The sequence below is a fragment of the Polaromonas sp. genome, from assembly GCF_039932935.1.
Taxonomy (GTDB): domain Bacteria; phylum Pseudomonadota; class Gammaproteobacteria; order Burkholderiales; family Burkholderiaceae_C; genus Polaromonas.
Genome location: NZ_JBDTPB010000035.1, coordinates 1 through 14,451, shown reverse-complemented (window position 1 = coordinate 14,451; position 14,451 = coordinate 1). Strand labels below are relative to the sequence as shown.

Sequence of the window (14,451 nt, the reverse complement as noted above, 5' to 3'; positions counted from 1 at the left end):
GCCTGTTCGGCTCCGTCACCAACCACGACATCTCGGCCGAGCTGACCAAGCAGGGTTTCCCTGTGTTGAAGTCGCAAATCCGCATGCCTAACGGCCCGTTGAAGACGGTTGGCGACCACCCCGTGACGGTGGCCCTGCACACGGACGTGGCTGTGGACATCACCGTGACGGTGTACGGCGAAACCGCTTAAGCGTTTTCCCCCTCCGCAAAAAAGCCGCTCGCCGAGCGGCTTTTTTCATGGCTGGGCGCAGTCATCGGCTGTGCACATCTTCCGGCTGCATTTCCACCCGATTTCCCCCGGTTATCCACAAGCTTATCCCGCGAGGTTTTACGCGTCAGGCGTACCATTTACCCTCTCTCAAGGAAACCCATGTCCGCCGTACTGTCCCCCTATGACGATCGTGGCTATAGCCCCGACCACCAGATCGCCCAGCTGCGCATTCCGCCGCACTCCATCGAGGGCGAATCCAGCGTGCTCGGTGGCCTGCTGCTCGACAACGGCGCTTGGGACCGGGTAGGGGATTTGCTGACCGACCAGGACTTCTACCGCTCCGAACACAAGCTGATTTATGCCGCCGTGGGCGCGCTCATCAACGCCTCCAAGCCGGCGGACATCATCACGGTGTACGAGCACCTGCAAAACCAGGGCAAGGCCGACGAAGTAGGGGGCCTGAGCTACCTTAATTCGCTGGCGCAATACGTTCCCAGCGCGGCCAACATCCGCCGCTACGCGGAGATCGTGCGCGAGCGCTCCATCCTGCGCAAGCTCGTCTCGGCCTCGGACGAAATTTCCACCAACGCCTTCAACCCGCAGGGCAAGGATGTCGCCACCATCCTCGACGAAGCCGAGCAGAAAATTTTCAAGATCGGCGAGCAGGGCTCGCGCATGAAAGAGGGTTTTCAGAGCATGGACACGCTGGTCGTCAGCCTGCTCGACCGCGTCACCGAAATGGCCGAGAACCCGCAGGACGTCACCGGCGTGGCCACGGGCTTTTACGACCTGGACCGCATGACCTCCGGCTTCCAGGCTGGAGACCTGATCATTCTGGCGGCGCGCCCCTCCATGGGGAAAACCGCGCTGGCCATCAACATTGCCGAAAACGTCGCCTTGCTCGAAGGCCTGCCGGTGGCCGTGTTCTCCATGGAAATGGGCGCCTCCCAGCTTGCCGTGCGTATCGTCGGCTCCATCGGCCGCATCGACCAGACCCATTTGCGTACCGGCGCGCTGACCGACGAAGAGTGGCCACGCCTGACAGAAGCCATTGAAAAGCTGCGCACGGTGTCGTTGCACATCGACGAAACCCCCGGCCTCACTGTGAGCGAACTGCGTGCCAACGCCCGCCGCCTGGCGCGCCAGTGCGGCAAGCTCGGCCTCATCGTGGTCGACTATCTGCAGCTCATGAGCGTTTCGACCAGCATGAACGACGAGAACCGCGCCACCGCCGTGGGCGAAATCTCCCGCGGCCTGAAGATGCTCGCCAAGGAACTGCAATGCCCCGTGATTGCCCTGTCGCAGCTCAGCCGCGGCGTGGAGTCCCGCACTGACAAGCGCCCCATGATGAGCGACCTGCGCGAGTCCGGCGCCATCGAGCAGGACGCCGACATCATCATGTTCATCTACCGCGACGAGTACTACACCAAAGAGGCCTGTAAGGAGCCTGGCGTCGCCGAGGTCATCATCAGCAAGCAGCGTAACGGCCCGACGGGCACCGTCAAGCTGGCCTTTCTCAACCGCATTACCAAGTTCGAGAGCCTGGCCAGCGGAGGGACGGGAGACTTTTGATCTTCATCCCTGCAACGAAAAAAAAGGACGCCGCGGCGTCCTTTTTTTTAGGCTAGGGCATGGCGGCCATGCTTGAACTTACCGCACACATTCAAACCCGTACTGCTCGTTGGTCGGCTTGGTAACCAGCCGCGCGTGCAGGCCGCGTTTTTGGCACTCGGCTTCGGCGATGTCGGTGGCTTCGCCCAGCTTTGAGGGGCGGGCTTTGACAACGATCAGCTTGTCGTTGGTGCTGACCAGTTCGGCGGCGCAGCCAGATATCACGATGCAAGCGAGCAGGGGGAGCAAGATTTTCATGGTCGTTTCCTTCAAAAGATGGATGCAGTTTCCTGCGACAAGTGTTTTCTAAGTAAAAAGTGGCTGGAGCCCATACAGAACGTGCGCGACCAGCTATCAATTTTGTAGCGGTTTTTGATTGTACTTACCCCAATCCCAGCGCCTTGAAAACGCGCAGCGCGCCATAGGCGTCATTGGCAGCGTAGATGATCTGCGCTTCCGTGAGCCGTTCATTGGCCCAGTTGGAGGTGGCGGCTTTTTTGGACTTGAGAAAGCGCTTGTTGAACATCACGGCCACCGCGCCGCGCACGCCCATGTCCTTGCGATAACCGCGCTCGCGGAACACCACATTCAGGTCCAGCACGCCCTGCAGGTCGGTTCCCAGCTTGCGGATGATGCGGCGCTGGTCGTCGCCCAGGCCGAAGCCGGCCTTGATGATGGTGGGCGAACTCAGCAGCAGCCCGACCACGCGGCGGCATTCGGCGTCCTCGAGCTGGAAGATCCAGGCTTTGTCGAGCGCCGAGAGCTGCACGATGTGCGGGCCTTCGGAGGCTTCGTTTTTGGCAAAGGTAGGCTTTGACTCGGTGTCAAAGCCCAGCACCGCGGCGTCGGCCATTGCTTGCAATGCGGCGGCGGCCTGCGCAGGTGTAGACACCACCTGGATCTGGCTCAGGCTCAGCCGGTCAAACGGCTCGAGCAGGGCGATTTCTTCTTTTCCGGGAGTCGGGTGGCGCTCTGTCATGGATGTGGGGACAAAAAGTGGGCAAAAAAGGATCAAGGCAAGGTCTGCGCAAGGCTAGAGCTTACAGTCAGGGTTGGCGCATTACACCGAACCCCGCACCCATCCACACCATGGCCGCAGCACAAAGCATCACCACCGAGCATTACAAGCTCTTTCCATCGCCGCGCAACCGGCACCGCACGATTTTTTTGCACCAGGTGTTTGTGCCGCACTCCTTCATGCTGATCGACATGGAAAGCTACGGGCTCAAAGGCAAATACAGCCTGTTTGGCGCCTGCCGGCTGGCCGACATGCGCATGGGGCAACTGGTGACGCTGGAGCTGCCCGAAGACGAAGCGGCCTTCAACGCGAAGTTTGTGCCGGACTGACAGAGGCCGTGCGTTCAACACGGTTTAGCGGATGCCGCTGACACCGCGCAGCATTTCATGCACGTCGTGCGTCATCACCGCCAAAAATGCCGCCAGGGCCAGGTAATAAAAGCCGTATTCAAAACGCGTGGCGGCACTGGTGGCGTAGTAGGTTTTGGCCTCTTCGCTGTCTGATTTGTAGCGTATTGCCTTCAGCAACTGCGGCCCGGCCAGCAGCGCCATCAGGATCAGCATGGGGCTGGGCCGCCAGAAGAACAGGCCCACCAGCACCGGCACCCCCAGAAACCAGATGCGAGGCGACAGCACCGCGGTGATGCGGCCGCCGTCAAACGGCGAAAGCGGAATCAGGTTGAAGAGGTTCAGGAAAAAGCCGGAGTACGCAATCGCCAGCAGCAGGTTGCTGTCCTGGTCGCGTGCAATGAAATAGCAGGCCAGTGCCCCTATCGTGCCCAGCAGAGGGCCGCCCAGGCCGACATAGGCTTCGGTTTCGGCGTCGTGCGGCATGTCCTTGAGCTCGACCCATGCGCCCACAAACGGGATGAAGGTGGGCGCGCCGACATTCAGGCCGCGTTGCCGCGCGGCAATGTAGTGGCCCATTTCATGCACAAACAGCAGCGCCACAAAACCCACCGCATAGCGCCAGCCGAACAGCAGCGCATAGGCAAACACCGAAATCAGCATGCTGCCGCCCGTGAGCAGCAGCTTGCCGAATTTGGCGCCCGTGAAAAGCAGCAGCAGGAGTTTGGTCACGCGGAGAAGGCTTTCAGGCTGAGGGCGGTGCCGGCGGATTTACTGGATTTACCGGGTTGGCCTGCGCGGCACTTGCTGCTCGGCCGAACGCGGCAGGAACCGTGTCCTGCTCGGCGGCCGAGACCGGTATGGGCGTGGCGGCCGGTTTGCGCTTGAAATATTTCATGAACACGGCGCCAAACCCTGCGACGGCCAGAAAAATCACCTTGGCAAATTTGGCAAAGAAGAGCGCGGCGACGGCGAAGAAGCCGAGCTTTTTCGCGGCCACGCCCAGCACCAGCGCTGCCAGTCCGTACTCGGCCACCTTGTCGGTTTTGGAATTGAAATCGGCGTAGCGTTTACCGTCGTTGTACTGCAGGGCCGACAGCAGCTCGGCGGCAACGGGTTTGTCTTTGGGCAAATCGTTCAGCGCCGTCACCAGGTTCAGGCTGAAGTAACCCTCGCGTCCGAGTGCGTAGGTGTTGTAGTTCACGCCTTGTGCGGCATCGGGCGCCGCACCGCGATCCTTGCTGGACATGGCCCACACCAGCCGGTGGGTGGCGGCGTTGTAGGCCGGCTTTTCGGCCCAGCCGACAATTTCCATTTCGGGGAAACCCATCTTCTTGCGTTCGCTGTTCGAAGCCTCTGTGCCTTCGCGATAGCTTTTGAGAAGGTCGTCGGCGTTCCAGTCCTTGGCGTCGTCGTCCTTCACGTAGCCTGCGGACTCAAAGCGCACCGTGACAAACCAGGAATCGTTGGCCACCGGAAACACCAGCCCCTGCAGCCGCGAGTCCTTGCCGGGATTGCCCATGGCAGTGAGAAGCCTGGCGGCCTGCGGCTGCGGCACAAAGATGCGGCCGGCCGGCAGCTTCAACACCGCCTGGTCCGCCAGGGTGATGTCCTGCGGGCCTTCCTTGGCTGCGGTGCGGGCTTCCGCCCAGATTTTTTCGGCTTCGTCTTTTGACATCGGCTGCGCCAGAGTCGCGCCGCAAGACAATGCAATAGCCAGCGCGCAGACGCGCGTCCATAAACGGTTCATCAAGTCCTCCCTGTTGGAATAAATTTTCCGGATATTCTGACATGGGCTTTGGCGGAACCGCCGATTTGCTTGATATGGATCAACAGCGCTTTAGATCGCATCTCTATAGTCAAACTGGCTGACCGGCAAGGCGCAGCCACCAACCAGGGGAAGATCCATGAGCATCCATCAAGCCAGTTGCTGCGGCGGAAAATTGCCCGCTCCGCCCGCCGGTTCAGGCCAGTCCGACCTCACGCTGCCACTGGCCGGCTTCTCGCAATGCCACTTTAGTATTGCGTCCCGGTTACAGGCTTTTGCGGAGCTGCCGGCTTTGCTGGCTGCGACCGCGCAGGCGCGCAACGTCGCTTCGCAAACGCTCAGCCTCTTTAAATACGCAGTGGCAAGTCACCATGCCGATGAAGAAAATGAGCTGTTTCCGGCGGTGTTGCGCAGCGCCGCCAAAGGGGAAGAGGCGGACAAGGTCAGGGCGCTGGTCGAGCGTCTGGTGGCCGAGCATCGCAGGATCGAATCCATCTGGAAAGACCTCGAACCGGCCGTGAAGGCAGCGGCAAAAAACCAGCCTGCAGAGCTGGACCTGCAAGCAGTGGAGGCGCTGGTGCAGGCCTATCTGAAACACGCGCGCTTTGAAGAGGACGAATTCCTTCCGCTGGCCGAAATCATCCTCGGGCGCAACGGCAACCACATGGCCGCCCTGGGCTTGTCGCTTCACCTCAGGCATGCCCCCATGGTGGTGGGGCATATCTAGGCCAGGGGCCCGCGCGGTGCCTGTGCGTTGTACCAGAATATTTTAATAAAAATAGCCTGAAACCAAATACGGACGAGCGCAAGCAGCTATTAAAAGCATAGCGTTTCAGGCGCCTGAATCCCTTAAAGGTGCCGCACGGCGGCCGCCTTCAGCCCTGCAGCTGCCGCGCCAGCAGCACCGCGACGTGAATCGCCTCGCGTTGCGCGCCGTCCCTGATCTGGTGGCGGCAACTGGTTCCGTCTGCCACCACAATGGCGCCGGGCTGCTTGCGTACGGCCGGCAGCAGGCTCAGCTCTGCCATCTGCATCGACACCTCGTAGTGGCTGGCTTCGTAGCCAAAACTGCCGGCCATGCCGCAGCAGCTCGATTCGATCAGCTCCGGTTTGGCGCCGGGGATCAGCCTGAGCACGTCCATGATGGGACTGACTGCACCAAACGCTTTCTGGTGGCAGTGGCCGTGCAGCAAGATGGGCGCCGCCGCAGGCTTGAGCTTGGCCTTGAGCGCCTCCAGCTGGCCGGCCGCGGCCTCGCGCGCCAAAAACTCTTCCAGCATCAGCGCATGGCGGCTGATGGTCTGCGCCGCCTCGCCCAGGCCCATCACCAGCATTTCGTCGCGCAGGGTTAGCAGGCAGGAAGGCTCCAGTCCGACGATGGCAATGCCTTTGTCGGCAAAAGGAAGCAGGGCGGACACCAGTTCGGCGGCCTTGAGCTTGGCTTCCTGCACCATGCCACCCGCCAGGTAGGTACGCCCACAACACAGCGCCTGGCCGTCGGGCTTTTTCTTGGTGGCGATGTGGGTGGTGTAGCCCGCGGCTTGCAGCACCTGCAGGGCGGCCAGCGCATTTTCGGATTCAAAGTAGCCGTTGAAGGTGTCGATGAACAGCACCACCGGCTTGGCCGCTGCCAGCACTTCTTCGCGCGTGGCACATGCGGGCGGCGTGTTGAAAAAAGTTTTGCGCCGCCATTTCGGAAGCGAACGCCTGGCTGAAAATCCCGTCACTTTTTCGCTCAGCGCCGCCAGGCCCGGAATCCGGTCGCGGAGGTTGAGCAGCGGCGCAAAGCGGCTGGCCAGCGCCGCGTACTCGGGAAGGCGGCTTACCAGTTTGTCCTTGAGGGTGTAGCCGTGCTTCGCTTTGTAGTGGTGCAGGAACTCCACCTTCATTTTGGCCATGTCCACGCCGGTCGGGCAGTCGCGCTTGCAGCCTTTGCAGCCGACGCACAGGTCCAGCGCCTCATGCACGGCCTCGCTGGCCAGCGAGTCCTCCGCCTTCAGGCCCGGCAACTGGCCGGAGAGCGCCAGGCGCAAGGTGTTGGCGCGCCCGCGTGTCAGGTGTTTTTCGTCGCGTGTCGCGCGGTAGCTCGGGCACATGGTACCGGCGTCAAACTTGCGGCAGTGGCCGTTGTTGTTGCACATCTCCACGGCCTTGGCAAACCCGTTGGCCGGGTCGCCGCCGCTGCCGGATGCGCTGGTGAGTTCGGTCACCGGATCGTTTTGCACGTCCCAGGCGCGCCAGTCCAGTGCGGTCTTCAGCGGGATGACCTTGTAGCCCGGCGGAAAGCGCATCAGCCGCGTGTCGTCCATCTTGGGCGGGTTGATCATGCGGCCGGGGCAGAGCAGTCCCGCCGGGTCCATGTGTTGCTTGATGGCGGCGAAGGCCTGGTTGATCTCAGGGCCGAACTGCCACTTGATCCACTCACCGCGGCACAGGCCGTCGCCGTGCTCACCGCTGTACGCGCCCTTGAACTTGCGCACCAGTTCGGAGGCTTCTTCGGCAATCGCGCGCATCTTGGGCGCGCCTTCGCGCCGCATGTCCAGAATGGGCCGCACGTGCAGCGTGCCGACGGACGCATGGGCATACCAGGTGCCCTTGCTGCCGTATTTCCTGAAAACTTCGGTCAGAGCGTCGGTATAAGCGGCCAGGTGCACCAGCGGCACGGCGCAGTCTTCGATGAAGCTGACCGGCTTGCCGTCGCCCTTCAGGCTCATCATGATGTTGAGGCCGGCCTTGCGCACCTCCCACAGGTTTTTTTGCGGCGCGTCTTCGGTCATCTCGACCACCGAGCCGGGCAGCAGAAGGTCGCCCATCAGCTCGCCCAGGCGCTTGAGTTTTGGCAACAGCTCCGCCTTGCTGGCCCCCGAAAACTCCACCAGCAAAATAGCCGCGGGCTCACCGATCAAGGCGGTCCGGATCGTGGGCGCAAACGCCGGGTTTTGCAGCGACAGGTCAATCATCGTGCGGTCAACCAGCTCGACCGCCGTGAGGCTGCCTTCGCCGATCTTTACGATGTGCTGTGCCGCGTCCATGGCCCGGTAAAAGGTCGGAAAATTGACAACGCCCAGGACCTTGGCCTTGGGAAGTTCGCTCAGCTGCAGTGTCAGTGAGCGGGTCAGCGCCAGGGTGCCTTCACTGCCGATCAGCAAATGCGCCAGGTTGACCGAACCGTCGGCGGTGTAAGGGCGCTCGCTTTGCGGGTCGAAGATGTCCAGGTTGTAGCCGCCCACGCGTCGCATGACCTTGGGCCAGCGTTTCTTGATGGCGGGGTGCAGTTCTTCTGCCAGCGCGCGAACATGGTTGCCCAGCGCGCGCGCCTTGCCGCTGCTGCTGCCATAGGCGCCCAGATCAAGCAAATCTCCGCTGGACGTCCAGACTTTGGCGCCCAGCACGTTGTGCACCATGTTGCCGTAGGCAATGCTGCGGCTGCCGCACGAATTGTTGCCGGCCATGCCCCCCAGCGTCGCCTGCGCGCTGGTGGATACGTCCACCGGGTACCACAGGCCGTGTTTTTTCAGGGCGGCGTTCAGGTGGTCCAGCACAATGCCGGGCTCTACCTCGGCGGTACGCGTTTCCGGGTTCACCGCCAGGATGCTGCGCACATGCTTGGCGTAGTCAATGACAAGACCGGTACCCACGGTTTGCCCGCATTGGCTGGTGCCACCGCCGCGCGGCACGATGGGCACTTGCATGTCGCGGCAGATGTCCAGCGCCGCTTTCACGTCGTCGGCCGTGCGCGGCACAAACACCCCCACCGGCATGACCTGGTAGATCGAGGCATCGGTGGCGTAACGGCCCCGGTCGGCCGGCGAAAACAGCACTTCGCCCTGCGTTTCGGCGGCCAGCCGCGCAGCCAGCTTGCCGGCAACTTCGTTGCTGATGCGGGCCACGCTGTCATAGGCCTGGGCCGCAGCCTGCCGGGAGATCTTGAGTGGAAGAGGGGCGTTCATCGCGGGCGATCTGCTTGTTGTGGTGGGGTCCGGCGCGGGATACCGGGTGGGGAGGGCCGCGCGGTCAGGCCCTGGAAGCTTCGCTGTCCGGCGCCGCCGCGGCGCGCAGTTGCTGAACCACGACATCACGCTTGTTGGCCAGGTGGTTCAACAGCACGCTGCGCATGGCGGCGGTGTCGCGCGCAGCCAGGGCGTCAATCATCAGCTCGTGTTCTTTCACGGCCGACTTCCATTTTTCTTCGTCCTGATTGGAGCGAAAGCGCAGCGCCTGCAGGCGCGCATTGACCTGCCGGTAGGTGGTGGTGAGCACCGGGTTCTTGGCGGCTGCGTTGATGGCGCTGTGAATCAAGGAGTTGAGCCGGTAGTAGTTGGGCAGGTCGCGGCGCGTGTAGGCGGCCAGCATTTCGAAGTGCATCGCCCGGATTTCGGCCAGCTCGTTTTCGGTGATGCGCTGGGCGGCCAGTTCGCCCGACTGGGCTTCCAGCCCTGCCATCACTTCAAACGTATTCAGTACGTCGGCTTCGGTCAGCTCCACTGCGATGGCGCCGCGGTTCGGCAAGAGCTCGACCAGGCCTTCGGCGGCGAGCATCTTGATGGCCTCACGCAAGGGCGTGCGCGACACGTTCAGGACTTCGCTGAGCTCGCGTTCATTGAGCTTGGCGCCCGGCAGGATACGGTTTTCCACCAGCATCTGGCGCAGGCGGTGTGCCACCTGTTCGTGGAGGGCAGCGCGTGGGATGGGAATGATTTCGGCAGCCATAGGGAAATTTTGTATGCAAAATTCTGTGGTGTCAAATCAATATGTAATCCTTTGCCGTATTGACAAATGAATTTTGTATGCAAAAAATAGCGTCCTACTTCTGGAGCTTTCCGCCATGTTGACGCTTGACTTTCACCCCACCGGACGTCACTTCCTGCAAATTCCCGGCCCTTCGCCCGTACCAGACCGCGTTTTGCGGGCCATGAGCCTGCCCACCATTGACCACCGAGGCCCTGAATTCGCGGCATTGGGCCTCAAGGTGCTGGTCGACATCAGGAAAATCTTCCAGACCCAACAACCCGTCATCATCTACCCTGCATCCGGTACCGGCGCGTGGGAAGCGGCGCTGTGCAACACGCTGAACCCCGGCGACCACGTGCTGATGTACGAAACCGGTCACTTTGCCGCGCTGTGGCAAAAGCTCGCTGCGCGCCTGGGCCTCAAAACCGAAGTCATTTCCTATCCCGGTGCGGACGTCTGGCGCCATGGCGTTCAGGCCGCGCTGATCGAAGAGCGTTTGAAGGCCGACACCCAGCACAGCATCAAGGCGGTTTGTGTGGTGCACAACGAAACCTCTACTGGCGTGACCAGCAACATTGCTGCCGTGCGCAAGGCGATGGATGCCGCCAAACACCCGGCCCTGCTGCTGGTCGACACCATTTCAGGCCTGGCCTCAGCCGATTACCGCCACGACGAATGGGGTGTTGACGTCAGCATCAGCGGCTCGCAAAAAGGCCTGATGCTGCCGCCCGGCATCAGCTTTAACGCCGTGTCGGCCAAAGCCGTCGAGGCCAGCAAAAAGGCCACGCTGCCCAAAGCCTTCTGGGCCTGGGACGAAATCATTGAGATAAACAAGACCGGCTACTGGCCGTCTACCCCCAACACCAACTTGCTGTACGCGCTGAGTGAAGCCTGCGACATGCTGCTCGAGCACGGCCTGGAAACCGTGTTTGCGCGCCACCAGCGCTGGGCAACGGGCGTGCGTGCGGCCGTCAAGGCCTGGGGCCTGCAGATCCAGTGCGCCGAAGAAGCCGTGTATTCGCCGGTGCTCACCGGCGTGATGACGCCTGAAGGCATTGATGCCGATGCGGTGCGCAAGATTATTTATGAACGGTTTGACTGCTCGCTCGGCACCGGTCTGGGCAAGGTCAAGGGCAGGATGTTTCGCATCGGCCACCTCGGTGACTGCAACGACCTGACGCTGATGGCGGCGCTGAGCGGCTGTGAGATGGGCCTGAAACTTGCGGGCGTCAAGCTTGCGGGCTCGGGCGTGCAGGCGGCCATGGATTATTTTTCGAGCCACGCGGCCGTGGTGCCGCAACGCAAGGCCGCCTGATTCAGACCTGCACACAGGGCAGGGCGTTTACGTCAAACGGTCATCAATTTTCCATAAATTACTGAATCAAAAAGGGAAACCATGCAACGCAGAACCTTTATCAGCGCTACGGCGGCCACGGCCGCCATGGTCGCGTCGCCCATGCTCAAGGCGCAGACGCTGTCCCACGGACCGGTCCGCATTGTGGTGGGTTTTCCGCCAGGCGGCGGCACCGACGCGCTGGCGCGTGTGGTCGGACAGAAGCTCGCCACCATGTGGAACACCTCCGTCATCATCGAAAACAAGGGCGGCGCCGCCGGTGTGATCGCGGCCGACTACGTGGCCAAGCAGGCCGGCGACGGCAACACCTTGCTGATGGCCCATATCAACAGCCATGCACTGGCACCGGCACTCGGCATCAAGCTCGGCTACGACGCAGACCGGGACTTCGTGCCGATCAGCATGGTCGGCATCACGCCCAATATGCTGATCTGCAATGCCGACCAGCCCGCCAAGACGGTGCAGGACCTGGTGGCCTTGTGCAAGGCCAAGCCCGGCCAGATCAGCTTTGCTTCCGCCGGCGGTGGCTCGGCCCAGCACTTTGCGCTGGAAATGTTCAAGCTCCAGGCCAAGATTTTTGCGCTGCACATTCCCTACCGCGGCTCCGGCCCGGCGCTGGTCGATTTGATCGGCGGGCAGGTCAACTACTGTTTCGAAACCATGACCTCGGCCACGCCGCATGTGAAAAGCGGCAAGGCGATCGCGCTTGCGCAGACGCGCCTGAAACGCGCCAAGGGCCATCCCAACGTGCCGACCATGGCGGAGTCGGGTTTCCCCGGTTTTGAAGCCACCGTGTGGTACGGCCTCATGGGGCCTTCCAAAATGCCGCGGGCTATGGTTCAGCGCATGAATGAAGACGTCAACAAGGTGCTGGCCATGCCCGATGTGCAGGAAAAAATGGACCAGTACGGCGCTGAAGACGGCGGCGGCAGCATCGAAAAATTTGCGGCCTTCATCAAGATGGAGCAAAAGAAATGGGCGCAGGTGGCCCAGCAGGCCAAGGTCAGGGTCGACGCCTGACCACACCGCGCACCGCAAGCACAAGCCGGCCTTGGGCCGGCTTTTTTATAACAAGTTTTTTCACAAGCAGGGTAGGGATTCGTTTCATGAAAGTTGTCAATTTTTCCAAGGGTGGCAGTTTGCTGGCCGCTCTTTTTTTGTGCCTTGCAGGTTCGGCCGCTTCGGCCGACATCGTGCTGGGCCACTCGGGCGATTTGTCCGGCACCAGCGCCGCACTGACGACCGACTATGTACGCGGCATGAACGCCTACTTTGACGACATCAACAAAAAAGGCGGCGTCCGCGGCGAGAAGATCAAGCTCGTCAGCATGGACGACGGCTTTAACCCCGACAAGACGGCAGAGAACACCAAGGCCCTGATCGACCAGAACGCCGTGGCGCTGGTGGGTTACCGTGGCACGGCCAACATGCTGAAGATCGTGCCCCTGGTCCAGGCGGCCGGCATCGCGGAGATCGGCAACACCAGCGGCGCCAAGTCGCTGCGCGACCCGTATGTGTCCAACCTGTTCCACGTGCGCGCCAGCACCACCGATGAGATCGAAGCGGCAGTCAACCACGCCTGGACCATCGGCATCAAGAAGATCGCCGTGATGTACCAGGATGACGCTTTCGGCAAGGAGGGCCTGGAAGCCCTGAACGCCGCCATGCAAAAGCGCGGCGCAGCGGCTGCTGCCGTGGCTCCGGTGCCGCGTGGCACGGTAGACGTGGCCAAGGCAGCTGAAGTGATTGCCGCGGCGCAGCCGCAGGCCGTGATTCTGATCGGCCAGGCCAAGCCCAATGCGGCGTTCATCCAGGCCTTTCGGGCCAAGGGTGTGACCGCCCAGTTCATGGTGCTGAGCGTATCGTCCGGCCTGCATGCCGAACTGAAAGAGCTGGCCGCAGGCGTGATTGCCTCGCAGGTCGTGCCTTACCCGTTCACCGAGCTGGGCAACGCCGTGGTGCGTGAATACCAGACCATCATCTCGGCAACCGGCGACAAGAAGTTCAGCTACAACAGCATGGAAGGTTTCCTCAATGCCAAGCTGGTGGTGCGCGCCCTGCAAAAGACGCCGGCGCCGATTACGCGCGCCAAACTTATCAGCACGCTGGAGACCTTCACCAGTGAAGACCTGGGCGGCTTCGCGTTGACCTACAGCAAGCAAAGCAACCTGGGTTCGCGCTTCGTCAACCTGACGATGATTCGCGCCGACGGTACCTTCGCTCGCTAAGAGCTGCACTCAAAACTCTCCTGGCGTCGTTGCACCGCATCGCCAGACCGCTTCACTGGGCTTTGTGCACGGGCCCCAGATGAAGAGTCAGGCCGGTGGCGTCAAGCTGGCCGGCTCGCGCGTGTTGGCGGCCATGGACTGCGTAAGCCAAGTGCCGTTGTACCGCTGCAGTGCGGCGACAACGTTTGATGCCGAGAAGCAAACCGGATTCGCCGCGTTTAAAGCAGCGCGAATGCTCGGGCAGAGTGAGTTAGCGCTTGTTGAAAACAGGTCCTAGTACCTTTGTAGCACTTGGTTGCCGCTATTTTTGTCGCTTGTCACCCAGTGGTGGTACCCATCACAAAGAGCAAGCGCAGCATTTCGGTTTCATGTCGTTCGCTCTAAAATCCGCACTTGTGCCTGGCGTTGCCAGTTCTTTTATTTACTGGATGTTATGTATGTTTGCCACAGCCAAAGTCCGATTACCCGCCTTGTTTGCCGTGTGTCTGTCGCTGCTGTTTTTTGCCAGCGCCAGCCATGCACAAAAGGCCTGGGTTGTCGGGCAGTCCGCGCCCCTGAGCGGCGGCAACGCTGCTTTTGGCCGTGACATCCATGACGGCGCTGCTGCCTATTTCAAATCCGTCAATGCCAAGGGCGGTGTGGGCGGGTTGCCTGTCGAGCTGGTAGCGCTGGATGACAAGAACGATCGCAAGCAAGCCGGTGTCAACACGCAAAAGCTGCTGGAGGTCAACAATGCCGTGGCGCTGTTTGGCTACGCTTCGGCCACGCTCAGCCTGGATGCGATGCCTCAGGCGGAGAAAGCCGGTGTACTTTTTTTTGCGCCATTTACCGGCGCCAATCCGGTGCGCAAGCCTAGTCCCGTGGTGTTTACCTTGCGTGCATCGTACGGCGATGAGCTGGAAAAAATGCTCGCGTTCTGGACCGGCCTGGGCGCCAAGAATGTGGCTGTGGTGCATTACGACGACGAAGTCGGTATCCAGAACCTGGCCGTGGTAACCGACTACCTTGCCAAGCAGTCAAAAAAGCCAGTGACCTTTGCCTTGAAGCGCAATACCAAAGTAAGTGATGCTCAGGTGGATCAACTGCTCAGTCTCAAGCCCGATGTCATCATCAGCACCGTGCTGTCGGGCGCTGCGGCGGACATCAGCAAGCGGATTGTTGCGCAGGGCAAGTTCATTCCGA

At 61.4% G+C, this 14,451-nt stretch carries 14 protein-coding genes; 8 read left to right on the top strand and 6 right to left on the bottom strand.

Features of this window, described 5'->3' with window-relative positions:
• Together ABI546_RS05830 and dnaB are read left to right on the top strand one after the other, a co-directional pair.
• A partial coding sequence (locus ABI546_RS05830; RefSeq protein ID WP_348045030.1) for a 50S ribosomal L9 C-terminal domain-containing protein occupies positions 1-191 on the top strand: 191 nt, incomplete at its 5' end.
• Between the two features lie 180 nt (positions 192-371).
• Positions 372-1,784, top strand: coding sequence for a replicative DNA helicase (gene dnaB / locus ABI546_RS05825; protein ID WP_348045028.1), 1,413 nt, complete (start codon positions 372-374; stop codon positions 1,782-1,784).
• Between the two features lie 78 nt (positions 1,785-1,862).
• On the opposite strand, the gene ABI546_RS05820 is transcribed toward dnaB, so the two are convergent.
• Both ABI546_RS05820 and ABI546_RS05815 read right to left on the bottom strand, forming a co-directional pair.
• On the bottom strand, positions 1,863-2,081 hold the full coding sequence (locus ABI546_RS05820) for a hypothetical protein (RefSeq protein WP_348045026.1): 219 nt from the start codon (positions 2,079-2,081) through the stop codon (positions 1,863-1,865).
• A 124-nt stretch (positions 2,082-2,205) separates the two neighbouring features.
• Positions 2,206-2,802, bottom strand: a complete 597-nt coding sequence (locus ABI546_RS05815; protein WP_348045024.1) for a 3'-5' exonuclease — start codon at positions 2,800-2,802, stop codon at positions 2,206-2,208.
• Positions 2,803-2,912: 110 nt separating this feature from the next.
• Between ABI546_RS05815 and ABI546_RS05810 the strand changes: the two genes are divergently transcribed.
• Positions 2,913-3,170 carry a hypothetical protein gene (locus tag ABI546_RS05810; RefSeq protein WP_348045022.1) on the top strand — a complete coding sequence of 86 codons (258 nt, stop codon included), beginning with the start codon at positions 2,913-2,915 and terminating at the stop codon, positions 3,168-3,170.
• A 24-nt stretch (positions 3,171-3,194) separates the two neighbouring features.
• On the opposite strand, the gene ABI546_RS05805 is transcribed toward ABI546_RS05810, so the two are convergent.
• Positions 3,195-3,920 (bottom strand): site-2 protease family protein, encoded by a 726-nt coding sequence (locus tag ABI546_RS05805; RefSeq protein WP_348045020.1) that lies wholly within the window; start codon positions 3,918-3,920, stop codon positions 3,195-3,197.
• A gap of 13 nt (positions 3,921-3,933) precedes the next feature.
• Positions 3,934-4,938, bottom strand: a complete 1,005-nt coding sequence (locus ABI546_RS05800) for a DUF2167 domain-containing protein (protein ID WP_348045018.1) — start codon at positions 4,936-4,938, stop codon at positions 3,934-3,936.
• 157 nt (positions 4,939-5,095) lie between these two features.
• Here ABI546_RS05800 and ABI546_RS05795 point away from each other — a divergent pair, with 157 nt between their 5' ends.
• Positions 5,096-5,683, top strand: coding sequence for a hemerythrin domain-containing protein (locus ABI546_RS05795; RefSeq protein WP_348045016.1), 588 nt, complete (start codon positions 5,096-5,098; stop codon positions 5,681-5,683).
• 148 nt (positions 5,684-5,831) lie between these two features.
• Here ABI546_RS05795 and ABI546_RS05790 read toward each other — a convergent pair whose 3' ends face one another.
• Positions 5,832-8,906: an FAD-linked oxidase C-terminal domain-containing protein gene (locus ABI546_RS05790; protein ID WP_348045014.1), complete on the bottom strand. Its 3,075-nt coding sequence runs from the start codon at positions 8,904-8,906 to the stop codon at positions 5,832-5,834.
• A gap of 64 nt (positions 8,907-8,970) precedes the next feature.
• Complete coding sequence (locus ABI546_RS05785) at positions 8,971-9,666, bottom strand: GntR family transcriptional regulator (RefSeq protein WP_348045012.1); 696 nt, start codon at positions 9,664-9,666, stop codon at positions 8,971-8,973.
• Between the two features lie 115 nt (positions 9,667-9,781).
• Here ABI546_RS05785 and ABI546_RS05780 point away from each other — a divergent pair, with 115 nt between their 5' ends.
• The 4 genes from ABI546_RS05780 to ABI546_RS05765 form a co-directional block, all read left to right on the top strand.
• Complete coding sequence (locus ABI546_RS05780; RefSeq protein ID WP_348045010.1) at positions 9,782-11,002, top strand: aminotransferase class V-fold PLP-dependent enzyme; 1,221 nt, start codon at positions 9,782-9,784, stop codon at positions 11,000-11,002.
• 81 nt (positions 11,003-11,083) lie between these two features.
• Positions 11,084-12,061 carry a tripartite tricarboxylate transporter substrate binding protein gene (locus tag ABI546_RS05775; RefSeq protein ID WP_348045008.1) on the top strand — a complete coding sequence of 326 codons (978 nt, stop codon included), beginning with the start codon at positions 11,084-11,086 and terminating at the stop codon, positions 12,059-12,061.
• Positions 12,062-12,147: 86 nt separating this feature from the next.
• A complete protein-coding gene (locus ABI546_RS05770; protein ID WP_348045006.1) occupies positions 12,148-13,269 on the top strand; it encodes an ABC transporter substrate-binding protein in 1,122 nt (373 codons plus the stop codon).
• Positions 13,270-13,706: 437 nt separating this feature from the next.
• The coding region (locus ABI546_RS05765; protein WP_348045004.1) for an ABC transporter substrate-binding protein at positions 13,707-14,451 on the top strand (745 nt) is incomplete at its 3' end.

Excerpts from the sequence above, each read along its gene's own strand:
- dnaB (WP_348045028.1), top strand. The coding sequence starts at position 372 with ATGTCCGCCGTACTGTCCCCCTATGACGATCGTGGCTATAGCCCCGAC.
- ABI546_RS05820 (WP_348045026.1), bottom strand. The coding sequence starts at position 2,081 with ATGAAAATCTTGCTCCCCCTGCTCGCTTGCATCGTGATATCTGGCTGC.
- ABI546_RS05815 (WP_348045024.1), bottom strand. The coding sequence starts at position 2,802 with ATGACAGAGCGCCACCCGACTCCCGGAAAAGAAGAAATCGCCCTGCTC.
- ABI546_RS05810 (WP_348045022.1), top strand. The coding sequence starts at position 2,913 with ATGGCCGCAGCACAAAGCATCACCACCGAGCATTACAAGCTCTTTCCA.
- ABI546_RS05800 (WP_348045018.1), bottom strand. The coding sequence starts at position 4,938 with ATGAACCGTTTATGGACGCGCGTCTGCGCGCTGGCTATTGCATTGTCT.
- ABI546_RS05795 (WP_348045016.1), top strand. The coding sequence starts at position 5,096 with ATGAGCATCCATCAAGCCAGTTGCTGCGGCGGAAAATTGCCCGCTCCG.
- ABI546_RS05790 (WP_348045014.1), bottom strand. The coding sequence starts at position 8,906 with ATGAACGCCCCTCTTCCACTCAAGATCTCCCGGCAGGCTGCGGCCCAG.
- ABI546_RS05785 (WP_348045012.1), bottom strand. The coding sequence starts at position 9,666 with ATGGCTGCCGAAATCATTCCCATCCCACGCGCTGCCCTCCACGAACAG.
- ABI546_RS05780 (WP_348045010.1), top strand. The coding sequence starts at position 9,782 with ATGTTGACGCTTGACTTTCACCCCACCGGACGTCACTTCCTGCAAATT.
- ABI546_RS05775 (WP_348045008.1), top strand. The coding sequence starts at position 11,084 with ATGCAACGCAGAACCTTTATCAGCGCTACGGCGGCCACGGCCGCCATG.
- ABI546_RS05770 (WP_348045006.1), top strand. The coding sequence starts at position 12,148 with ATGAAAGTTGTCAATTTTTCCAAGGGTGGCAGTTTGCTGGCCGCTCTT.